The organism is Enterobacter sp. JJBC (assembly GCF_036936505.1).
Lineage (GTDB): Bacteria > Pseudomonadota > Gammaproteobacteria > Enterobacterales > Enterobacteriaceae > Enterobacter > Enterobacter hormaechei_C.
The window spans coordinates 1,514,826-1,535,514 of sequence record NZ_CP136935.1 but is presented as its reverse complement, the minus strand read 5'-3'; the positions used below and the strand labels follow the sequence as shown (position 1 = coordinate 1,535,514).

The 20,689-nt window shown below is 54.8% G+C and carries 21 protein-coding genes; 13 read left to right on the top strand and 8 right to left on the bottom strand.

The features are described from left to right. Positions 1 to 59 precede the first annotated feature (59 nt). The 5 genes from RY075_RS07350 to mntR form a co-directional block, all read right to left on the bottom strand. Positions 60 to 1,583, bottom strand: a complete 1,524-nt coding sequence (locus RY075_RS07350; protein ID WP_109948650.1) for an efflux transporter outer membrane subunit — start codon at positions 1,581 to 1,583, stop codon at positions 60 to 62. Then, on the bottom strand, positions 1,583 to 3,154 hold the full coding sequence (locus RY075_RS07345) for a DHA2 family efflux MFS transporter permease subunit (RefSeq protein WP_015571056.1): 1,572 nt from the start codon (positions 3,152 to 3,154) through the stop codon (positions 1,583 to 1,585). The genes RY075_RS07350 and RY075_RS07345 overlap by 1 nt, the downstream gene beginning before the upstream one ends. Further along, complete coding sequence (locus RY075_RS07340; RefSeq protein WP_023324361.1) at positions 3,151 to 4,245, bottom strand: HlyD family secretion protein; 1,095 nt, start codon at positions 4,243 to 4,245, stop codon at positions 3,151 to 3,153. Before RY075_RS07340 ends, RY075_RS07345 begins: the two co-directional genes overlap by 4 nt. A gap of 101 nt (positions 4,246 to 4,346) precedes the next feature. Further along, positions 4,347 to 5,456: an anion transporter gene (locus tag RY075_RS07335; RefSeq protein ID WP_045343623.1), complete on the bottom strand. Its 1,110-nt coding sequence runs from the start codon at positions 5,454 to 5,456 to the stop codon at positions 4,347 to 4,349. Continuing rightward, on the bottom strand, positions 5,453 to 5,926 hold the full coding sequence (gene mntR / locus RY075_RS07330; protein WP_022650657.1) for a manganese-binding transcriptional regulator MntR: 474 nt from the start codon (positions 5,924 to 5,926) through the stop codon (positions 5,453 to 5,455). Before mntR ends, RY075_RS07335 begins: the two co-directional genes overlap by 4 nt. A 183-nt stretch (positions 5,927 to 6,109) precedes the next feature. On the opposite strand from mntR, the gene mntS reads away from it, so the two are divergent. Together mntS and RY075_RS07320 are read left to right on the top strand one after the other, a co-directional pair. After that, positions 6,110 to 6,238 carry a manganase accumulation protein MntS gene (gene mntS, locus RY075_RS07325; protein ID WP_017384915.1) on the top strand — a complete coding sequence of 43 codons (129 nt, stop codon included), beginning with the start codon at positions 6,110 to 6,112 and terminating at the stop codon, positions 6,236 to 6,238. Positions 6,239 to 6,507: 269 nt separating this feature from the next. Then, complete coding sequence (locus RY075_RS07320; protein WP_032608903.1) at positions 6,508 to 8,091, top strand: phosphoethanolamine transferase; 1,584 nt, start codon at positions 6,508 to 6,510, stop codon at positions 8,089 to 8,091. 114 nt (positions 8,092 to 8,205) lie between these two features. Here the strand turns inward: RY075_RS07320 and ompX are convergent, their stop codons facing one another. Continuing rightward, complete coding sequence (gene ompX / locus RY075_RS07315; protein ID WP_003858450.1) at positions 8,206 to 8,724, bottom strand: outer membrane protein OmpX; 519 nt, start codon at positions 8,722 to 8,724, stop codon at positions 8,206 to 8,208. A 354-nt stretch (positions 8,725 to 9,078) separates the two neighbouring features. On the opposite strand from ompX, the gene rhtA reads away from it, so the two are divergent. From rhtA to ybiO, 6 genes are all read left to right on the top strand, one after another. Next, the gene (gene rhtA / locus RY075_RS07310) at positions 9,079 to 9,966 is read left to right on the top strand and encodes a threonine/homoserine exporter RhtA (protein WP_232967357.1); all 888 of its coding nucleotides are present in this window, start codon (positions 9,079 to 9,081) and stop codon (positions 9,964 to 9,966) included. A 298-nt stretch (positions 9,967 to 10,264) separates the two neighbouring features. Then, on the top strand, positions 10,265 to 10,768 hold the full coding sequence (gene dps / locus RY075_RS07305) for a DNA starvation/stationary phase protection protein Dps (RefSeq protein ID WP_000100801.1): 504 nt from the start codon (positions 10,265 to 10,267) through the stop codon (positions 10,766 to 10,768). Between the two features lie 361 nt (positions 10,769 to 11,129). Then, on the top strand, positions 11,130 to 11,873 hold the full coding sequence (gene glnH, locus RY075_RS07300; protein ID WP_003858455.1) for a glutamine ABC transporter substrate-binding protein GlnH: 744 nt from the start codon (positions 11,130 to 11,132) through the stop codon (positions 11,871 to 11,873). Between the two features lie 93 nt (positions 11,874 to 11,966). Continuing rightward, positions 11,967 to 12,626 (top strand): glutamine ABC transporter permease GlnP, encoded by a 660-nt coding sequence (gene glnP / locus RY075_RS07295; protein ID WP_003858462.1) that lies wholly within the window; start codon positions 11,967 to 11,969, stop codon positions 12,624 to 12,626. Continuing rightward, positions 12,623 to 13,345, top strand: coding sequence for a glutamine ABC transporter ATP-binding protein GlnQ (gene glnQ / locus RY075_RS07290; protein WP_003858465.1), 723 nt, complete (start codon positions 12,623 to 12,625; stop codon positions 13,343 to 13,345). The genes glnP and glnQ overlap by 4 nt, the downstream gene beginning before the upstream one ends. A 120-nt stretch (positions 13,346 to 13,465) precedes the next feature. Next, positions 13,466 to 15,676: a mechanosensitive channel protein gene (gene ybiO / locus RY075_RS07285; RefSeq protein ID WP_233131936.1), complete on the top strand. Its 2,211-nt coding sequence runs from the start codon at positions 13,466 to 13,468 to the stop codon at positions 15,674 to 15,676. Positions 15,677 to 15,719: 43 nt separating this feature from the next. Here ybiO and rlmF read toward each other — a convergent pair whose 3' ends face one another. Next, positions 15,720 to 16,631, bottom strand: coding sequence for a 23S rRNA (adenine(1618)-N(6))-methyltransferase RlmF (gene rlmF, locus RY075_RS07280; RefSeq protein WP_023315680.1), 912 nt, complete (start codon positions 16,629 to 16,631; stop codon positions 15,720 to 15,722). A gap of 242 nt (positions 16,632 to 16,873) precedes the next feature. Here rlmF and mcbA point away from each other — a divergent pair, with 242 nt between their 5' ends. The 3 genes from mcbA (at position 16,874) to ybiJ (ending at position 18,073) form a co-directional block, all read left to right on the top strand. Continuing rightward, positions 16,874 to 17,137, top strand: coding sequence for a DUF1471 family periplasmic protein McbA (gene mcbA / locus RY075_RS07275; protein WP_003858470.1), 264 nt, complete (start codon positions 16,874 to 16,876; stop codon positions 17,135 to 17,137). 123 nt (positions 17,138 to 17,260) lie between these two features. Next, positions 17,261 to 17,527: a DksA/TraR family C4-type zinc finger protein gene (locus tag RY075_RS07270; RefSeq protein WP_003858472.1), complete on the top strand. Its 267-nt coding sequence runs from the start codon at positions 17,261 to 17,263 to the stop codon at positions 17,525 to 17,527. 285 nt (positions 17,528 to 17,812) lie between these two features. Further along, positions 17,813 to 18,073, top strand: coding sequence for a DUF1471 family protein YbiJ (ybiJ, locus tag RY075_RS07265; protein WP_109948652.1), 261 nt, complete (start codon positions 17,813 to 17,815; stop codon positions 18,071 to 18,073). 113 nt (positions 18,074 to 18,186) lie between these two features. On the opposite strand, the gene ybiB is transcribed toward ybiJ, so the two are convergent. After that, complete coding sequence (gene ybiB / locus RY075_RS07260) at positions 18,187 to 19,149, bottom strand: DNA-binding protein YbiB (protein ID WP_023324357.1); 963 nt, start codon at positions 19,147 to 19,149, stop codon at positions 18,187 to 18,189. A 255-nt stretch (positions 19,150 to 19,404) separates the two neighbouring features. On the opposite strand from ybiB, the gene RY075_RS07255 reads away from it, so the two are divergent. Then, positions 19,405 to 19,941 carry a fimbrial protein gene (locus RY075_RS07255; RefSeq protein WP_003858476.1) on the top strand — a complete coding sequence of 179 codons (537 nt, stop codon included), beginning with the start codon at positions 19,405 to 19,407 and terminating at the stop codon, positions 19,939 to 19,941. A 69-nt stretch (positions 19,942 to 20,010) separates the two neighbouring features. Next, on the top strand, positions 20,011 to 20,685 hold the full coding sequence (locus RY075_RS07250) for a molecular chaperone (RefSeq protein ID WP_023315677.1): 675 nt from the start codon (positions 20,011 to 20,013) through the stop codon (positions 20,683 to 20,685). Positions 20,686 to 20,689 lie beyond the last annotated feature (4 nt).

The window sequence follows — 20,689 nt, the reverse complement described above, 5'->3', positions numbered from 1 at the left end:
CCCAATAAAAAGGCCGGATTCGCTGCGCGGATCCGGCCAGAGTCATCGCTGTTAACAGATTATCCGCGCGGGGCGTCGCCAAAGACGCTGTAGTCTGGCAGCCGCACCTGCTGATACGGCTCCCAGCCGCCGCCGAGGGCTTTGTAGAGCGCCACCAGATCAAGCGCGCTCTGCACCTGCGCCTGCGCCCGCTGCTGTTCGGCCTGAGCGAGCTGACGCTGGGCGTCCAGTACGTCAATAAAGCTGGCGATCCCCTGCCGGTAGCTGTCGCTGGCGAGATCAAAGGCGTTTTGCAGCGCGTCGATGGTTTTCGCCAGGCCCGCTTCACGCTGCTGGTCGGTGCGATAGCTCACCAGCGCGTTTTCAACGTCGCCGAGCGCCGTCAGCACCGTCTGACGATAGTCCAGCACCGCCGCCCCCTGCTGCGCGCGCGCCACCTTAACGCTGGAGACCAGCCGTCCGCCCTGGAAAATCGGTATGGAAACCTGCGGGCCAAAGCTGTAGAAGTGGCTGCTCCAGTCGGTTAGCCAGTTGGATTCGCTGTTGCGCAAGCCAAACTGCCCGGAGAGGGTAAAGCTCGGGAACAGCTCTGCCACCGAGACGCCAATCTGCGCCGTGGCGGCATGAAGATTCGCCTCCGCTTCGCGCACGTCCGGGCGACGGCGCGCCAGGGTGGACGGAATACCGGTCTGCACAATATCCGGCAGGGCAGGCATCGACTGCACGGATTGCAGTTCGGCATCCAGCGCCCCCGGCGGTTTGCCAAGGAGGATCGCCAGCCCGTTCATCGCCTGGCGTTCCTGCGCCTGATACTGCGGCAGCTGCGCTTCAAGGTTGCCCAGCTGCGCCCGGGCGTTCTCCACGTCCATCTGCGGCGACAGCCCGCCCCGCTGGCGGCTTTCGGTCAGATCCAGCGTCTGCTGTGCGCTTTCAATTTGCGTATTAAGCGTGGCAATGATGCTCTGCGCTCCACGCAGCTGTAGCCACGCCCGCGCCACTTCGGCTTCCAGCGAGACCAGCGCATCGTTACGCTGCTCGATCGCTGCCCGCTGCTGCGCCTCGGCCGCTTCTACCTGACGGCGCACCTTGCCCCACAGGTCGATTTCCCACTGGGCGTCGAAGCTGCCCTGATAGAGGTTAATCGGCTGCGTCAGCGGGCCTAACGCGCCCCGCAGTTCAGGATCGACATTATTCAACTGGTCGTACACACCGTGGGATTTTAGCTCCCCTTCCAGCCCAAGCTGCTGGCGCGTCGCCTGCACATTGCCATTCACCGACGGGAAAAACGCCCCGCCGGCCTGGTTAATCTGTTCGCGCGCCCCGGCAATGCGTAATACGGTTTGCTGTAGCGTCAGATTTCCGGCGATGGCGCGTTCAATCAGGCTGTCGAGCTGCGGCGAGCCGAAGGTTTTCCACCAGCGCGGGTTAGTGGCGGCGGAGGAAGTTTGCGATTTCACCGCGCTGTCGCCCTTATCGTTCCAGTGCGTGGTGGCGAGCGGTGCAGGCTGTTGGTAGTCCGGCCCGACGGCGCAACCCACCAGCAGCATCATTATCATCAGGGGGTGTAAACGTCTGTGTATCATCAGTGTGCTCCTGCACTCCCCTCGCTCTTAACCGGCGAGAGCAATAAACAAAACGGAATCAGTAATAAGGCCACCGCGCTCAGAATGGTGAAGACGTCAATGTAGGCCAGAAAGCGCGACTGCTCGATCATCGTCTGGTACATCCGTCCGGTGGCAATGCCGGTCGGATCGCCCACCTGAGTGGTGAAGTTCTGGATCGCCTGGGCGCTTTCGCGAATCGCCAGCTGGAATTGCTCGTTAAACGGTGAAGCGTGGTAAGCCAGATGCGCGCTGTGCGCCTGCGAGCGCTCGGTGATCGCCGCCGTCGAGAGCGAAATCCCAATCGAGCCGGCCACGTTGCGGAACATGGTAAACAGCGCCGCCGCGTCGGCGTTAAGCCGCCTCGGGATCGAGATAAAAGCAATGGTGGTAAGGGGCACAAACAGGAACCCCAGTCCAATCGACTGAGCGCTGCGGAACAGCACCAGCGTTTCGAAATCGATATCCGGCGTCAGCGTGCGGGACCAGAAGAACGACACCGCCAGGCAGGTAAAGCCGAAGGCGATGATCCAGCGCGTCTGCACCACCGGCATCAGCTTCAGCACCAGCGGGATGGTCAGCACAATCAGTACCGCGCCGGGCGAGAGCACCAGCCCGGACCAGGTGGCGGTATAGCCCAAATCCTGCTGCGCCAGCTGCGGAATAACCACCGAACTGCCGTACAGGATCATCGCCATCCCCGCCATCAGCAGGCTGGAGATCGCAAAGTTGCGGTCCTTCATACAGTGCAGATCCACCACCGGCTTTCTGGCATACATCAGCCAGTAGATCGCGCCGATAATACCGACCAGCGTCAGTACTGCGAAGGTGCGGATAAAGTTCGAATAAAACCAGTCATCATCTTCGCCCCGGTCGAGCATCACCTGCAAACAGCCAAGACCGAGGGCGATCAGGCCGATCCCCGTCCAGTCGACGGTGAGCTTCTCTTCCGACTTTTTCTCCCACGGCGGATCTTCCAGCAGCTGATAGATGGCCAGCACCGTCACAATCCCTACCGGGATATTGATAAAGAACACCCAGCGCCAGGAGTAGTTATCGGTGATCCAGCCCCCCAGCGTGGGGCCGAGTACTGGCGCGACGATAATGGCAATGGATGAAAGGCCAAAGGCTTTGCCCCTGTCCTCCGGCTTGAAGTAGTCAAGTAGCACCGACTGCTGGGTAGGCTGCAACCCGCCGCCAAAGAAGCCCTGCATCACGCGGAACAGGATGATTTGCCATAGCTCGGTGGCGATACCGCACAGGAACGAGCAGATGGTGAACATCACAATGCAGATCAGGAAGAACTGTTTGCGGCCAAACAGGCGGCTGAGAAAGGCCGAAATCGGCAGCACGATGCCGTTCGCCACCAGGTAGCTGGTGAGCACCCAGGTGGATTCGTCATAGCTGGCCGAGAGCGACCCCGCGACGTGGGGCAGCGCCACGTTGACGATGGTGGTGTCCAGAATTTCCATAAACACCGCCAGGGTGACCACAATCGCCACCGCCCACGGGTTACTGGCTGGCTTCCAGTTATCGTGGCTGTGATCCGTCATTCCACGGTGACCTTCGGTTCAACCGACAGCCCCAGCGGCAGCGGCTTGTTCGGATCCAGCCCTTTATCAATCACGATTTTCACCGGTACGCGCTGAACGATCTTCACAAAGTTACCGGTGGCGTTTTCCGACGGGAAGGCGGAGAAGCGCGAGCCGCTGCCCTGCTGGATGCTGTCGATATGGCCTTCCAGCTCCATATCCGGCCAGGCATCGACGGACACGGTCACTTTGTCGCCCGGCTTCATGCGCTCAAGCTGCGACTCCTTGAAATTCGCCACCACCCACACGTTCGGGGAAACCAGCGAGAACAGCGCCGTGCCGGCCTGCACCAGCGTACCGGGCTGGACGTTGCGTTTAGTGACGAAACCGTCGAACGGGGCGCGGACTTCGGTATAAGAGAGGTTCAGGTTGGCGGTTTCCAGCTGCGCTCTGGCCTGATCGACCTGCCGTTCGCGGGCTTCGACGTTGGTCTCCTGCTGGCGGATTTGCAGCTGGACCTGCTCCGCCACCTCCAGCTGCGCCTGGGCGCTGGCCAGCCCCGCCTGCGCGCTGCGCAGCTGAGCGTTCGCGGCATCGATACTTTGTTGCGTGGTCGCGCGCGGGTCAACGCCGCGCTGACGGCGGTACTCCGCCTGCGCGTTGGCCATATCCGCCTGGGCTTTAAGTACCTGGGCTTTGGCTTCATCACGCTGGGCGGGATATTGCACCTTCGAGAGCGCCAGCTGCGCCTGGGCCTGATGCAGCTGCGCCAGCGCCAGCCCAAGCTGGGCCTGAGCCTGATCGCGCTGGGCGGTGGTATCACGCGGATCGATCACCACCAGCACATCCCCTTTTTTCACGCGCTGGTTATCCCGTACGCGAAGTTCTGTGACGTAGCCTGCCGTTTTTGGGGCAATGGTCACTACGTCGCCATCGGTAAAGGCGTCGTCGGTGGTCTCTTCGTTACGGGTTAAAAACCACCAGACCAGCGCCACAATCACCATCACGATGACCACGATACCAAGGATAATTAACGGTTTTTTCCCCGGGCGCTTGCGCTCGTTATTGTTTTGATCCTGCTCGTCAGCAGGTGGGTTTTGATCTTCTGCCATAGTTCAGCAACGGTCCTGTCAGTGAGCGGCATCACACTATGCCGTTCACTAAAGCTAGGACGTTGCTATACATTTGCCAGGAAAAACTGACAAATTGCGCACTATATGAGAAGGAATAGTCCGAAACCGACCGCCGCTGACCAGAGCAGCATCGGGATTGACCATAAATGGAAGCGCCACCAGATGCGGCGATCGTTGGCCATCCGCAGGGCGATGAGGTTAGCCAGCGAGCCGGGCAGCAGCCCAAAGCCGCCGACGTTGACCGCCCACGCCAGCAGTACCGTAGGGGGAACATAGTTAAGCAGCAAAATGGTGGACGGCACGTTACTGATCACCTGCGAGAGACCAATCGCCGTCAGCCATAATCCCGGCTGCGACAGACCGCCAACGCTATGGAGAACGTTCTGCAATACCGGGAGCTGGATCAGCAGATGGACGTCAATAAACATCGCCATAAACACCAGCAGCAGCGTCCAGTCAACGCTCACCAGCACCCGCCGGGCGAGGAACAGGAAGCCGCACGCCACCAGCAGCGCGCCAGCCAGCGCCTGGTTTAACTCCAGCGCGATAAGAAAAACGATATACAGCCCCAGGCAGCTCCAGACGAGACGCGGCTGCCACTGGGGGCCGGTTGTACCGCTGTGGTACTGCAACGTTTTATTCGGGAAAGCAAACCAGCCCACCGCCAGCAGCGACGCCACGATCGCCAGCGCCAACGGCGCCATCTGCCCGGTAAATGCGGTAAACGACAGGCCGGAGCGTCCCCACAGCAGAATGTTCTGCGGGTTACCGATCGGCGTGAGCAGCGAGCCCGCATTGACGGCCAGCGCTTCAAAGATAATCAGACGGGTAACCGGTATTTCGCACAGCTTACGCAGCGTGAGCGTAAGCGGCACCACGATAAACAACGCCACGTCATTAGTGAGAAACGTCGACAGCAGCGCCGCCGAAAAGACCATGAACAGGGCCAGCTTGCGCTCGGTGGCGAAGCGGCGCACCATTTTGCGCCCCAGCACGTCAAAATAGCCGCTCAGCTCCACGCCTTTGGTGAGCATCATCAAACCGCTCAGGGTAATTATGGTGCGCCAGTCTATGGCCGCCGGCCAGGTGTGCGGCGTGAAGGGCACAAAGACGCTGAGCCCAACGCCAGTGATAAGTAAAAGATGGAAAAAGCGATCGCGTTTCAGGGCCTGCAAGCCGGGGATGTTCATTCAGCGGAGGGACCGTATTTGAGCGTAAATTCGCGGAACTTCACCAGCGTCTCTTCGCTGACGTGGTGTTCCATACCTTCGGCATCCCGACGGGCAATTTCCGGGCTGACGCCCAGTACCAGTAAAAAATTCTCGACGATCTGATGGCGCTCGCGGCTCTCCTGCGCCAGTTTTTCGCCTTCAGCGGTGAGAAACACCCCGCGCCAGGGGATCATCTCGATCAGCCCGACCGACGCCAGACGTTTTAACATTTTTGCAACGGTTGGCTGCGACACCCCAAGGCGTGCGGCCATATCCACCTGGCGCGCTTCTCCAACCTCACGAATCAGATCAGAGATCAGTTCGACATAATCATCAATCAGCTCCCGGCGATGCGCCTCGCGCACCTGGCGGAAGCCTTCCACATGCTCTTCAACGTTCACCAGTTGCGTCGTTTTTTTTGTTGTTGGCTTACCTGCGCGACGGTTCATTGTGCTTCCTCAATGGGGTTGACGCTTCCAGCGCCCTGTAACGGAGCGCACATTGTAAACCATAGCTCTACAAGCACAAAAAATTAACGAATTAGCCATAGCTATACAATATAGCCTGTGCTATATCTGTATGTAATGCAGTCACCCTTCACGGATCGAAGGGATCATGAATCAGGAGGTCTTATGAACGAATTCAAGAGGTGTATGAACGTGTTTACCCACTCTCCTTTTAAAGTGCGCCTGATGCTGTTGAACATGCTGTGCGATATGTTTAACGCCAAACCCCAGCAGGACGACAACTCTTCCCACTAAGCGGCGTCGCGGTACGCCGCTTCATTTTCCTGTCACACTTTCGCGGTAAGCTGGCCTGTTCCCGATTATTTTTGCGTATTTGCAGCCCCCTTCGCAAAACATCTGTTTAGCAACTGTTGACCTTAATTCACGCTCGCACTATCTTCTTGCAGCCCTGCACAATTTGCGGCTCGCTGAAGCGGACCTCTCATTCCCTTTCCACGCACTGTCCGGCAGGCTTTGACCCTTGACGCCAGGGTGAGCACATGGCGTTTTCGTGATAGTGATCTATGAACGTAACCCTGATTGATACACTTGTTACCCGCAGCCGGGGCTTAAGCCCGTGGACGGGATTCTATTTTTTGCAATCGCTGTTGATTAACTTTGCTCTTGGCTACCCCTTTAGCCTGCTTTATGCCGTCGGGTTCACCTGTATTCTTCACCTTCTCTGGCGAAGCGCACCGCGCATGCAGAAGGTGCTTATCGGGATCTGTTCTCTGGTTGCTGCCGCCTATTTCCCGTTTGGCCAGGCCTATGGCGCGCCAAACTTTAATACCCTGCTGGCGCTCCACTCCACCAATATGGAAGAGTCCACAGAGATCCTGACGATCTTTCCGTGGTACAACTACGTGGTTGGCCTTTTCATTTTTGCCCTCGGCGTGATTGCGGTTCGCCGTAAGCCCGTCGGGAAAAAAGCATGGGGTAAAATTGAAAGCCTGTGCCTGGCCTTTAGCGTGGTGACGTTTTTTGTTGCGCCGGTACAAAATCTGGCCTGGGGCGGCGTGTTTAAGCTTAAAGATACCGGGTATCCGGTGTTTCGCTTCGTCAAAGACGTGGTGGTGAATAACGAGGAAGTGCTCGACGAGCAGGCACGTATGGCCGAGCTTTCCACCATGAAAGACACCTGGAACGTGCTGGCGGTGAAACCGAAGTATCACACCTACGTGGTGGTGATCGGAGAAAGCGCGCGTCGCGATGCGCTCGGCGCGTTTGGCGGTCACTGGGATAACACGCCGTTTGCCAGCGCCGTTAACGGTACGCTGTTTACCGACTACGTGGCGGCCAGCGGCTCGACGCAGAAATCACTCGGTCTGACGCTCAACCGCGTGGTGGATGGAAAACCGCAGTTTCAGGATAATTTTGTCACCCTGGCCAACCGGGCAGGTTTTCAGACATGGTGGTTCTCTAACCAGGGACAGATCGGCGAATATGATACCGCCATCGCCAGCATCGCGAAGCGTGCCGACGAGGTACAGTTCCTGAAAAGCGGTGATTTCGAAGCCGATAAAAACACAAAAGATGAAGCGTTGCTAAAAATGACGGCGCAGGTCTTTGCCACCCAGCGCACCCAGCCGCAGCTGATTGTCCTGCACCTGATGGGGTCACACCCGCAGGCATGCGATCGTACCGGGGGAAAATATGCGGAGTTTGTGCAATCCAAAGAGACGTCCTGCTACCTCTACACCATGACGCAAACCGACGATCTGCTCAGCAAGCTGTACGGGCAGTTGCGCAACAGCGGCGACAGCTTCTCGATGGTCTATTTCTCTGACCATGGTCTGGCGTTTAAGGAGCGCGGTAAAGAGGTGCAGTATCTGGCCCACGATGACAAGTTCCAGCAGAACTTCCAGGTACCGTTTATGGTGCTGTCGAGTGATGACAAAACGCATCGCATTATAAAAGCGCGCCGTTCCGCGAACGATTTCCTGAAATTCTTCTCACAGTGGACGGGGATTAAGGCAAAAGAGATAAAAAATGATTACCCGTTTATCTCCGGGAAGAAGGGCCCACCAGTCTACATTACCAACTTTAAGTTACAGAAAGTCGACTATAACCATCTGGGGACGGATATTTTCGATATTAAGAGTAAGTAATTTCTGCCGTTTCGTGCGGGCTGATGCTCACCCTGGCCCTCTCCCACGGGGAGAGGGTACAAACAAAAAAAATCCGCCACATTGGGCGGATTTTTTACTGGCTCACCGAAGTGATTAGAAGCGGTAACCTACGCCCGCGATCCAGGTGCCAACGTCAACGTTGCGGATACGGCTCTGCTCATAGGAGAAGTCCAGAGCAACGTTTTCGATTGGGTTGAACTGCATACCTGCGCCATAGGAGAAACCATAGTCGCTGTTGCTTGCAGTACGGTTCAGACCCTGGTTTTCGGTCTGCTGGAATTTACCGTAGCCAACACCTACAACACCGTAGATGCTTGCCCAGTCATTCAGGCGGTAAGCAGGACCCGCGGTGATGCCGTAGTACTGACCTTTATTGTAAGAGCCATTTTCAGTACGATCTTTCTCGGTGTAAGTGAAAGAACCGATCACACCCAGCGGGTTGTTGTCTTGCTCGTAACGGTACTTCAGGTTGAAACCGTTGGTTTTGTTCATCACGCCCTGCATATCGCTCTGAGCGTAACCACCAGTTACAGTAGAAGTTGCCGCTACAGCGGTACCTGCGGAAACAGCCAGAACAGCTGCCAGTGCTGAAAGACATGCAATTTTTTTCATAACCACCTCAAATGTGCTTCAAGTAAGTCCGTAAGTTTTAAATATATCAAAAAAATCTGTGAAACTCTTTGTCATTCACGATGTCTAATGCGACCTTTCCTGTAACAGAACATTTCCAGCACCAGCTATCTTGTTAAAATAACTCCAGATTTTCACCTTCAAACGCTAATAGTGCGCGTCATCGCCAGAAAGTTCATCCAGATTATTCCTAATCTTTCAGGCGATAAAAGCATCAACCCTTCCTCATTTTACGGATTTTCCCTGGATTTTTTTCAACAGTAGCTCAACCGTCGCAGCTTATTTCCATTACACTGCCACTTTTACCTCTTTTGACAAAAATTGACAGGAGAAAGGATGCCAGGTTTACCCCGTAAATCGTCGGTCTGGATGCCGGTGGCAGTTATACTTATCGCGATGATGTCCATACAAAGCGGCGCGTCGCTGGCAAAATCGCTGTTTCCGCTGGTTGGTGCGCCCGGCGTCACGGCGCTGCGTATCGCATTAGGCACCCTGATCCTCGTGGTTATCTTTAAACCCTGGCGGCTACGGTTTAAAAAGGAGCAGCGACTGCCTTTGCTTTTTTATGGGCTGGCACTGGGAGGGATGAACTACATGTTCTATCTCTCTATTCAGACTATCCCGCTGGGGATCGCGGTCGCGCTTGAATTTACCGGCCCGCTGGCGGTTGCCCTCTTCTCTTCTCGTCGTCCGGTAGATTTTATCTGGGTCATACTGGCCGTGCTGGGGCTATGGTTCCTGCTGCCGCTCGGGCAAAGCGTTTCACAAATCGATTTGACAGGGGCAGCTCTGGCGCTGGGCGCGGGGGCATGCTGGGCGGTGTATATTCTCACTGGCCAGCGTGCGGGCGAAGAGCACGGCCCCGCGACGGTCGCCTTAGGCTCACTAATTGCCGCCGTAATCTTTGTCCCAATCGGAATGGCACAAGCGACAGACTCAATATGGCAGTGGTCAATCCTGCCGGTTGGTCTGGCGGTTGCCATTCTCTCTACGGCCCTGCCCTACTCTCTGGAGATGATCGCCCTGACGCGCCTGCCCACACGCATTTTTGGTACGCTCATGAGCATAGAGCCCGCGCTGGCCGCCATCTCAGGAATGATTTTCCTCGGTGAAACCCTGACCCTGGTACAAACGCTGGCGCTCTGTTCCATTATCGCGGCGTCAATGGGCTCCACCCTGACCATGCGCCCGGAACCTAAAGTGCAAAAAATCGATCTCAACTAGGCCTTAAATTCTGCATGGCTAACCCGCCATGCAGAATATACGCCTCGTCAGTACTTCAAATAATTTCTTACAAACTATCTTGTATTGCCAAAATATTTCACCTGCCCGGCTTCCCGAAGAATGAATTAAGATTGATCTGTATCAACTTTAATAAACTACTTATTTTTCAATCAGTTGATAATACAATCTTACTTTCACTATTAAACCAATAGGCAGAGCCAAACCGCAGAGAAAAAATCCGGTGCTATACTTAGTCCCGTAATTACCTGGGACACAAACATCAAGAGGATATGAGATTATGAGTACCGCTAAACTGGTGAAAACGAAAGCGTCTAATCTGCTTTATACCCGTAACGATGTATCGGATAGCGATAAAAAAGCGACCATTGAGCTGCTGAATCGCCAGGTGGTCCAGTTCATCGATCTTTCGCTGATCACCAAACAGGCTCACTGGAATATGCGCGGTGCAAACTTTATTGCCGTTCATGAAATGCTGGATGGCTTCCGCACAGCACTGGTGACTCACCTGGATACCATGGCCGAACGTGCCGTACAGCTGGGTGGCGTGGCACTGGGTACCACACAGGTGATCAACAGCAAAACGCCATTGAAAAGCTATCCGCTGGATATCCATACCGTTCAGGATCACCTGAAAGAGCTGGCGGACCGCTACGCGATTGTGGCGAATGATGTTCGTAAAGCGATTGGCGAAGCCAAAGATGAAGATACTGCTGATATCTTCACTGCCGCATCACGCGACCTGGATCAGTTCCTGTGGTTCATTGAGTCCAACATCGAATAATCCCTGCGGATTTTCCGAATAACCCTCGCCCCTGGCGGGGGTTTTGCACATTTATGGTGCGCACTTTTGCCCGCAACGGCCGCAAAAGTGAATAAAATGTAATAATCACCTCACACAACCGTTAACGGAAGATTGTTTTTTCGTCAGATTCTGCGCTAAATATCCCCCTGTCAGAAGACCTTAACGAAGCGCACCAAAACGGTGCTCCATTCTGGTGCAACCTGGCAGAATTGCCACGCTTTTCGTGCAATGCGTGACATCATCCCCTTTGCAAAACAACAGCTTGTAAAATTGGCACGATTTTTTCATTGTGCCTGAGGTTCTCGCAGGGGATCGCCCCGTGGATATAAAAGGAAATGCTATGAAGTCTGTATTAAAAGTTTCACTGGCTGCACTTACCCTGGCGTTTGCGGTGTCCTCGCAGGCTGCCGACAAACTGGTTGTGGCGACGGACACGGCGTTCGTACCGTTTGAATTTAAACAGGGTGATAAATACGTTGGTTTTGACGTGGATCTGTGGGCCGCTGTCGCAAAAGAACTCAAACTGGATTACACCCTGAAGCCAATGGACTTCAGCGGCATTATCCCGGCACTGCAAACCAAAAACGTTGACCTGGCGCTGGCAGGCATCACCATTACCGAAGAGCGTAAAAAGGCCATCGATTTCTCTGACGGCTACTACAAAAGCGGCCTGCTGGTGATGGTGAAAGCGGATAACAACGATGTGAAAAGCGTGAAAGATCTCGACGGTAAAGTGGTCGCCGTGAAGAGCGGCACTGGCTCAGTTGATTACGCGAAAGCCAACATCAAAACCAAAGACCTGCGTCAGTTCCCGAACATCGACAACGCTTACATGGAACTGGGCACCAACCGCGCGGATGCGGTGCTGCACGATACGCCTAACATCCTTTACTTCATCAAAACTGCCGGTAACGGCAAGTTCAAAGCGGTAGGTGATTCTCTGGAAGCTCAGCAGTACGGTATTGCATTCCCGAAAGGCAGCGACGACCTGCGTAACAAAGTTAACGGCGCGCTGAAAACCCTGAAAGAGAACGGCACCTATAACGAAATCTACAAAAAATGGTTCGGTACCGAGCCTAAATAATTTCACCTGACTTCAGGTTTGTAACGCCCGGTGGCGCTTACGCTTACCGGGCCTACGTTTTTCGTTTTTCACCACGGTATACAGGAATACATCATGCAGTTTGACTGGAGCGCCATCTGGCCTGCCATTCCACTCTTGCTTGAAGGCGCTAAAATGACCCTGTGGATTTCGGTCCTCGGTCTGGTTGGCGGGTTGATTATCGGTCTTGTCGCCGGTTTCGCCCGCACCTACGGTGGCTGGATTGCAAATCACATCGCACTGGTTTTCATCGAAGTGATCCGCGGCACACCCATTGTGGTGCAGGTCATGTTCATCTACTTCGCCCTGCCGATGGCCTTCACCGACCTGCGCATTGACCCGTTCAGCGCCGCCGTTGTCACCATCATGATCAACTCCGGCGCCTACATTGCGGAAATTACCCGCGGTGCGGTGCTGTCGATTCATAAAGGGTTCAGTGAAGCTGGCCTGGCGTTAGGTCTTTCCCGTCGCGAAACCATCCGTCACGTGATCCTGCCGCTGGCGCTGCGCCGCATGCTGCCGCCGCTGGGTAACCAGTGGATCATCAGCATCAAAGACACCTCGCTGTTTATTGTTATCGGCGTGGCCGAGCTGACCCGTCAGGGCCAGGAGATCATCGCGGGTAACTTCCGCGCCCTGGAAATCTGGAGTGCGGTCGCCGTTGTCTACCTGATTATCACGCTTGTCCTGAGCTTTGTTCTGCGTCGTCTTGAAAGAAGGATGAAAATCCTGTGATTGAATTTAAAAACGTTTCCAAGCACTTTGGCCCAACCCAGGTGTTGCACAATATCGATTTGAACATCAGGCAGGGCGAAGTGGTGGTGATCATCGGGCCGTCGGGTTCCGGAAAATCCACCCTGCTGCGCTGCATTAACAAGCTCGAGGAGATCACCAGCGGCGATTTGATCGTTGATGGTCTGAAGGTTAACGATCCGAAAGTGGACGAGCGCCTGATCCGCCAGGAAGCGGGCATGGTGTTCCAGCAGTTCTACCTGTTCCCGCACCTCACGGCGCTGGAAAACGTGATGTTTGGTCCTCTGCGCGTGCGCGGGGCCAGCAAAGCGGCAGCGGAAGCGCTGGCAAAAGATCTGCTGGCGAAGGTTGGTCTGGCGGAGCGTGCCCACCACTATCCTTCCGAGCTGTCCGGCGGCCAGCAGCAGCGCGTGGCCATTGCCCGTGCGCTGGCGGTGAAGCCAAAGATGATGCTGTTCGATGAGCCAACGTCGGCTCTCGACCCGGAGCTGCGTCACGAAGTGCTGAAAGTTATGCAGGATCTGGCGGAAGAAGGCATGACGATGGTCATCGTTACCCACGAAATCGGCTTTGCCGAAAAAGTGGCGTCCCGTCTGATCTTCATTGATAAGGGCCGCATCGCGGAAGACGGTAATCCGCAGACGCTGATTGCGAACCCACCAAGCCAGCGCCTTCAGGAGTTCCTGCAACACGTCTCCTGATAACCACACACAGAGCCGGGCATGCCCGGCTTTTTTATGCCGGATTGTTCCCAAAAACTTCCCTCCGCTCCGCGCGCTCTATACTTATCATTTTGCACGATATTTTTGTCGGAGGACGCCGTGCCGTGGATCCTGTTGCTACTGTTTAGCCTGTTTAGCGCGCCATCACTTGCTGTAACCCTTCCCGGCGTCACCACCGGAACCACCGCCACCCAGCAAAATGCGCCGCCAGAGCCAGACGCTGAAAAGAAAAAAGCCGCTTACGGCGCGCTTGCCGACGTGCTTGAGAACGACACGTCCCGGCAGGAGCTGATCGATCAGCTGAGGAAGGTGGCCGCCACGCCGCCTCAGGATCCGGTTCCTGCTATTGCGCCGCCGGAAGCCGAAGAAGAAAAGACGGTGCTGGAAAACGTCACCGACATCAGTCGCCGCTACGGGGAAGCCCTGTCGTCGCGTTTTGCCCAGCTCTATCGCAACCTGGTTGGCACCTCACATAAGCCTTTTAATCCTCACACCTTTTCCGCAGCCGCTACCCAGTTTGCTATTCTGGCTGGCGCCGTCTTCATTTTTTACTGGCTGTTGCGCCTGTCTGTCTGGCCGCTTTACCGGAAAATGGGCCAGTGGGGACGCAAAAAGAATCAGCATAAAAGCAGCTGGCTGCATCTTCCGGCAATGATTACCGGGGCGTTTGTCATCGATTTGCTGCTGCTGGCCCTGACGCTGTTTGTCGGTCAGCTGCTGGCTGACCGACTTAATACCGGAAACAAAACCATCGCGTTTCAGCAGGGACTGTTCCTCAATGCGTTTGCCCTGATTGAGTTCTTTAAAGCCCTCCTGCGGTTGATCTTCTGCCCACGCGTGCCTGACCTTCGCCCCTTCGCCATTTCGGATCAGAGCGCCAAATACTGGGCGGTGCGGCTTAGCGTGCTGAGCGGGTTGATTGGTTATGGCTTGTTGGTTGCCGTGCCGATTATTTCCAACCAGGTTAACGTGCAGTTCGGGGCGCTGGCGAACGTGCTGATCATGCTGTGCATTACCGTCTGGGCGCTGTACCTCATCTTCCACAATAAAAAAGCGATCACCGACAGCCTGCTGCACCTGGCCGATCGCTCCCTCTCCTTTTTCAGCCTCTTTATTCGCGCCTTTGCGCTGGTGTGGCACTGGCTGGCCAGCGCCTATTTTATTGTGCTCTGTTTCTTCTCCCTGTTCGACCCGGGCAATAGCCTGAAATTTATGATGGGGGCGACGTTCAAAAGCCTGGCCATTATCGGCATCGCGGCATTTGTCTCGGGGCTGCTGTCGCGCTGGATCTCGAAAACCATCACCCTGTCGCCGCAGGTACAGCGTAATTACCCGGAACTGCAAAAACGGGTGAACAGCTGGATGTCGGTATCCCTCAAGGTGGCGCGCATTCTCACCGTCTGCGTGGCGATCATGCTGCTCCTTAACGCGTGGAGCCTGTTTGATTTCTGGAACTGGCTGCATAACGGCGCAGGTGAAAAAACGGTCGACATTCTGATTCGCATCGCGCTGATTTTGTTCTTCTCTGCCGTCGGCTGGACGCTGCTGGCGAGCCTCATCGAGAACCGTCTGGTGTCGGATATTCACGGCAGGCCCCTGCCCAGCGCGCGGGCCCGCACATTGCTGACGCTGTTCCGCAACGCGCTGGCGGTCATCATCAGTACCATCACCATCATGATTGTGCTGTCAGAAATCGGCGTGAATATCGCCCCGCTGCTGGCGGGTGCCGGTGCGCTGGGGCTGGCGATCTCCTTCGGTTCTCAGACGCTGGTGAAGGATATTATCACCGGCATTTTTATCCAGTTTGAGAACGGGATGAATACCGGGGATCTGGTGACCATCGGTCCGCTCACCGGCACGGTCGAGAGGATGTCCATTCGCTCCGTCGGCGTGCGTCAGGATACCGGCGCGTACCACATTATTCCGTGGTCATCGATCACCACCTTTGCCAACTTTGTGCGCGGCATTGGTTCGGTGGTGGCGAATTATGATGTCGATCGTCACGAAGATGCAGATAAGGCGAAGCAGGCGCTGCGGGATGCGGTGAACGAACTGATGGAGATGGAGGATATTCGCGGGCTGGTGATTGGTGAACCATCGTTCGCGGGCATCGTCGGGCTGACGAACACTGCCTTTACCCTGCGCGTGTCGTTCACCACCCAGCCGCTGAAGCAGTGGACGGTGCGCTTCGCCCTCGACAGCATGGTGAAAAAACACTTCGATCTGGCGAACGTGAGAGCGCCGGTGCAGACGTATCAGGTATTGTCGCCGCCCGCTTCGCCGCTCCCTCCGCAGGAGCCGACGCTGTAAACGAGCCGGGTGGCGGCTTCGCCTTACCCGGCCAGAGAAACGATTATTTGCGGCGTTTGTTATCGTCCATAAAGGACCAGGCAATAAAGCGGCTCTGCTTCTGGCCCTGCGCCATCTCTTTTTTAACCACTTTCACCGCGCCGACGTCGGTCAGCGCGCGGTAAAGCGGCGGCAGGTTATCGCCACGGGAGACCAGCGTGGTAAACCATTTCACCTGACGACCGAAGCCCTTACTCTCGGCAATCATGCGCAGAATAAATGCCACTTCCCCGCCCTCGCACCACAGCTCCTGCTGCTGGCCGCCAAAGTTCAGCGCGCCATCTTCAGCCTGGCCCAGGTTACGCCGCTTGCGTTCACTTCCCGCACGAGCGGAGGCGGCGGAGTCGTGGAATGGCGGGTTGCACAGGGTGGCATCATATTGTTCGTTCTTATGAATAATGCCGTTGAAAATAGCAGCGGCATCCTTCTGACGACGCAGACGAACGGCCCGGCTTAACCCCGGGTTAGCGTTGATAATGGCCTGCGCGCTGGCGAAGGCCTCGGCACCGATCTCGCTACCGGTAAACCGCCACTGATATTCATGTGCGCCTATCAGGGGGTAGATCAGGTTCGCGCCCGTACCGATATCAAGCACGGTGGCCTGTTTTGGCACCACGCCGCCATTGTCATCCGCCAGCAGATCGGCAAGATGATGGACGTAATCCGCACGTCCTGGCACCGGTGGGCAGAGAAAGCCATCCGGGATGTCCCAGTGCGTAACGCCATAAAAATGGGCCAGCAGCGCTTTGTTCAGCGTCTTAACCGCCAGCGGATCGGCAAAGTTTACCGACGGTTCACCGGCTGGTGTCTGAACAATAAAATCCTGCAATTCGGGGCAGCTCAGGCACAGGGCTTTCATGTCGTAGCGGCTACGGTGGCGGTTACGCGGGTGCAATCCCGGCTTTTGGGAAGTCATGGCATTCTCCTTTAAACAGCCGCGTAAGATACCCTGTGACGGCGCGGGGGTAAATATCTGTCTGAGTCGCACAAAAAAACGACAAAAATCATCGACCTGTATGTCTATGATCTGTCAACAAATTGTCAGAATTTATCGTTCAAAAAATAAGCAGATCATCATCAAATTTTTGCGCTAAATCACACGCGTCAGGCTTCTAAACTTAAGAGGAATCACCTGTTGTTTCCCCTGAGGATGTGATTATGAAAAAATATCTGACCTTTATTATTGCGGGTGCGCTGGCAGGCGCATCTTTCTCAGCCTGGTCCGTTCAACCTCTGACCGACAGCAACGACACCAGCCAGCTACGTGCGGCGGGGACGGTCTCTGTCAGCCGGGCAAGCAACCTTGATGACCTTCAGGACAAGCTGGCCGAAAAAGCGCGTCAGGAAGGGGCTAAAGGCTTCGTGGTGAACGCTGCCGGTGGTGATAACCATATGTACGGCACCGCGACCATCTATAAATAATCGATTTCCTTCCCACACTGCATCTGCCAGGCAGATGCAGTTCTCATTCCCTTCCTTCGCCTTGACTGTGCGTTTTTTAACCCCATATTAAGATGAATGGCTTAAACAGATCAGGAGAACATGATGGCTTCCGGCTGGGCGAATGACGACGCCGTTAACGAACAGATCAACAGTACTATTGAAGATGCGGTCGCGCGTGCTCGCGGTGAAATTCCACGCGGCGAAAGTTTGACGGAATGCGAAGAGTGCGGAGATCCGATTCCTGAGGCACGGCGTAAAGCCATTCCTGGCGTACGGCTATGTATTGCCTGTCAGCAGGAGAAAGATTCGAAAAATGCGACACATTCAGGATATAATCGCAGAGGATCGAAAGACAGCCAGTTACGTTGACTTTCCTTTACCGAAGTTAACCGCGCCAGCCGTTTACTTTACGCTCACGATTTTTAGCGAAACGCGTAGCAAATCGTGCCCTTCCGATGGCTTCTGTAAAGCGCATCCACAAGAAGTGTCAATTCCGCTTCTGAATTTATTAATAATCAATAAGTTATTTGTCATTCAATTTTTTTGATCAACCACGTCAATTCTCTTCGATTTTATCTTCCGCTAAAAACCGTGATACTTATCACATCGACGGAACATCGTCCCTTTAACAGAATAACCTGCGAGAATTGACCTATGAAAACCATCAAATATGCTGTTGCCGCTGCTGCCCTGTCCGCTCTCTCTTTCGGCGCTTTCGCCGTAGAGCCAGTCTCCTCTACTCAGGCACAGGATCTGAACAAAATCGGGGTGGTGAGTGCTGAAGGCGCGACCACGCTGGACGGTCTGGAAGCCAAACTGGCGGAAAAAGCAGCCGCTGCCGGCGCAAGTGGATACACCATCACGTCCACTAACGGTAATAACAAACTGAGCGGTACTGCGGTTATCTACAAGTAATCGAACGAATTATGCTCCACCCTCACCATACCCTCTGGTGAGATGCTCCAACCCTCATTGACCCTGTTGTTACCCTTGTTTGCCCGTCCGCCACTGGACGGGCTTTTTTTTGCTTAAAACGACTGTGCCACGCGCTGCAATCCGGCTTCCACGGATGCCACTTCTCCTGCCGCCAGCAGGCAGCAGGCCATTTGCAGCTTGATCGACTGCGGAACCGGCACCTTTCCGGCCAGACACTGTACGATCCAGTGCGCGGTGACCTGCGGATCTTTTGACTCGGGCAAGATCACATCGCAGTTCTCCTCCCCACGTTCCAGTACGACCCGCGTCCCGGCAGGCTCAATCAGCATCAGCTGTGGACAACGCTGCGGGTTGGCATAAACCTCCCCTTCCGTCCCGTGCATCAGCAGCGCCCGCCCGCCGATTTCGGCAAAAAATTGTCCGACCCGCGTCACGTACTCCGGATGGGAGACGCTGGAAAGACGTAGCGCGGCGTCTTCGGCAAACGGCGTCGCCAGCTTCGCCAGGGTGTGGGCGCTGTTACGTACTCCCATTCGCCATCGCATGTCCAGCTGCTTTTCCAGCGGCGGGCAGAGCGCGCGCACGGGAATATAGACCGGCTGGTTCCCCTCCAGTTTGGCCTGCGCCTGGCCAGCATGGAGAGTAGGTTCGATGCCTAATAATTCCAGAATGGTTTCTGTCAGCACGCGCGTTGGATCTTCGCTCACGCCATGCACCACCACCGGGAAACCGAGTTTCTGCAACAGAATAGCCAGCAGCGGCGTGAGGTTTGCCTGCTTACGCGCGCCATTGTAGGTCGGGATCACTATCGGCATCGGCTTCGTGACGGGCGGGGTTAAACGCATCGTCTGCGACTGCATGGCCTCATAAAAACCCCGCATCTCCGCCTCACCTTCCCCTTTGATGCGCAGCGCAATCAGAATGCCGCCCATTTCCAGCTCCGGCACGTCGCCATTCAGCATATGCGTGTACAACGCACGGGCCGTGTCCTGGTCCAGATCGCGAGCATGGTTTTTCCCACGCCCTACCTCTTTGATAATTTTGCGGTAATCCACGACATTTCTCCTGACAGCATCATCTTGTTAACAATATAGCCCGATGGACACGCACCCGATAGTGTTTTGTGATCATTATCAACCTGCTGTTTTCAGATAAAAAAATAAACTCAAGCATTATTTGCAATATTTGTGATTGGGACAAAAGATTCGTCTCTGTCCTTTTTTTGATTAAATAAACATCGAAAAGTCATTAAAGGTCAACGGTGAAAACGTCCAGGCAACGTTTTTGCCAGAAACGCATCGGGATTTACTATGAACAAGGTTGCATTAGGGTTGTTTATCGCCGCAACGGTGGGATGTTCTGCATCTGCATTTGCGGCAACCAACGGTGAAGGGCAGATTAATTTCACCGGAGAAATTATCGATTCTGCTTGCCAGGTCGTGAATGGATTAAGTAATCCATTAGATGTTCAGTTGGGAAAAGTATCTAAAACGGTATTTACCGGCGCAGGCTCTACCAGCACATTAACGAAGTTTGATATTAAGTTAACCAATTGTCCGGAAACCGTAACCTCGGCAGCGATTAACTTCGGTGGTACCCCGGATGCGGATAATAATGCCGCGCTGGCGTTAACGCCCGATACCGATGCGGCTACCGGTGTGGCTATTCAGCTGGTTGACACGTCCGGGCAGCCTGTCAGCCTGTATACCCCTTCGAAGCAATATCCTTTAGCCTCCGGCACGGCGGTTAACGATCTGGAGTTTGGTGCGCGTTATATTCAAACCCAGGCGGCAGTCACCGCAGGCCCTGCTAACTCTGTATCAACCTTCACCGTTATTTATAACTGATCTTATCAATCCTGAGATATTAATGCTTTTGCGAGCATTAATATCTCATCTTTTTATTGTGAAATCTTTATGCGCCACGGTTATTTACTGAGCACTCTTTTACTGGTAGCAGCCTCGGCACAGGCGGGGGTCGTGATTAATGGCACCCGGCTGGTCTATCAGGGAGATAAAAAGGAATCATCTCTCGGTCTTTCAAACCCGGATACCACGGATTATCTGGTGCAGTCCTGGGTCGATTCTGGCGGTAAAAACCAGGCCAAAGCCCCGTTCCTGATCACCCCGCCGCTTTTTCGACTGGATGCGAAAGAGGATAACGTCCTGCGCGTAGTCCGTACGGGAGGAAATTTACCGGAAGACAGGGAATCTCTGTACTGGCTGAATATTAAAGCGATCCCGTCCTCGAAGCATGTCGAAGGGGTAAATACGCTGCAAATTGCCATTAATACCCGCATTAAATTGCTCTATCGCCCGTCAGCGGTAAAAGGCAGACCAGAAGATGTGGCCGATAAACTTGAATGGCATCGCGAAGGGAATGATTTAGTGGTGAATAATCCCACACCTTTCTTTATGAATTTTCAGACCGTCACCCTGAATGGTCAGAAAGTCAAAAAAGCCACCTGGGCTGTGCCGAAAACTGAAACGCATTTTGCTTTACCTGGCAACGTCGGAGGTTCTACCGTCGCGTATTCCATTATTACCGATTACGGCAGCATCAGTCAGACATGGTCTAAACCCGTTCATTAATCGT

What these genes read in the sequence shown, in the direction of transcription:
- RY075_RS07350 (WP_109948650.1), bottom strand. Translation starts at nt 1,583, where the DNA reads ATGATACACAGACGTTTACACCCCCTGATGATAATGATGCTGCTGGTG.
- RY075_RS07345 (WP_015571056.1), bottom strand. Translation starts at nt 3,154, where the DNA reads ATGACGGATCACAGCCACGATAACTGGAAGCCAGCCAGTAACCCGTGG.
- RY075_RS07340 (WP_023324361.1), bottom strand. Translation starts at nt 4,245, where the DNA reads ATGGCAGAAGATCAAAACCCACCTGCTGACGAGCAGGATCAAAACAAT.
- RY075_RS07335 (WP_045343623.1), bottom strand. Translation starts at nt 5,456, where the DNA reads ATGAACATCCCCGGCTTGCAGGCCCTGAAACGCGATCGCTTTTTCCAT.
- mntR (WP_022650657.1), bottom strand. Translation starts at nt 5,926, where the DNA reads ATGAACCGTCGCGCAGGTAAGCCAACAACAAAAAAAACGACGCAACTG.
- mntS (WP_017384915.1), top strand. Translation starts at nt 6,110, where the DNA reads ATGAACGAATTCAAGAGGTGTATGAACGTGTTTACCCACTCTCCTTTT.
- RY075_RS07320 (WP_032608903.1), top strand. Translation starts at nt 6,508, where the DNA reads ATGAACGTAACCCTGATTGATACACTTGTTACCCGCAGCCGGGGCTTA.
- ompX (WP_003858450.1), bottom strand. Translation starts at nt 8,724, where the DNA reads ATGAAAAAAATTGCATGTCTTTCAGCACTGGCAGCTGTTCTGGCTGTT.
- rhtA (WP_232967357.1), top strand. Translation starts at nt 9,079, where the DNA reads ATGCCAGGTTTACCCCGTAAATCGTCGGTCTGGATGCCGGTGGCAGTT.
- dps (WP_000100801.1), top strand. Translation starts at nt 10,265, where the DNA reads ATGAGTACCGCTAAACTGGTGAAAACGAAAGCGTCTAATCTGCTTTAT.
- glnH (WP_003858455.1), top strand. Translation starts at nt 11,130, where the DNA reads ATGAAGTCTGTATTAAAAGTTTCACTGGCTGCACTTACCCTGGCGTTT.
- glnP (WP_003858462.1), top strand. Translation starts at nt 11,967, where the DNA reads ATGCAGTTTGACTGGAGCGCCATCTGGCCTGCCATTCCACTCTTGCTT.
- rlmF (WP_023315680.1), bottom strand. Translation starts at nt 16,631, where the DNA reads ATGACTTCCCAAAAGCCGGGATTGCACCCGCGTAACCGCCACCGTAGC.
- mcbA (WP_003858470.1), top strand. Translation starts at nt 16,874, where the DNA reads ATGAAAAAATATCTGACCTTTATTATTGCGGGTGCGCTGGCAGGCGCA.
- RY075_RS07270 (WP_003858472.1), top strand. Translation starts at nt 17,261, where the DNA reads ATGGCTTCCGGCTGGGCGAATGACGACGCCGTTAACGAACAGATCAAC.
- ybiJ (WP_109948652.1), top strand. Translation starts at nt 17,813, where the DNA reads ATGAAAACCATCAAATATGCTGTTGCCGCTGCTGCCCTGTCCGCTCTC.
- RY075_RS07255 (WP_003858476.1), top strand. Translation starts at nt 19,405, where the DNA reads ATGAACAAGGTTGCATTAGGGTTGTTTATCGCCGCAACGGTGGGATGT.
- RY075_RS07250 (WP_023315677.1), top strand. Translation starts at nt 20,011, where the DNA reads ATGCGCCACGGTTATTTACTGAGCACTCTTTTACTGGTAGCAGCCTCG.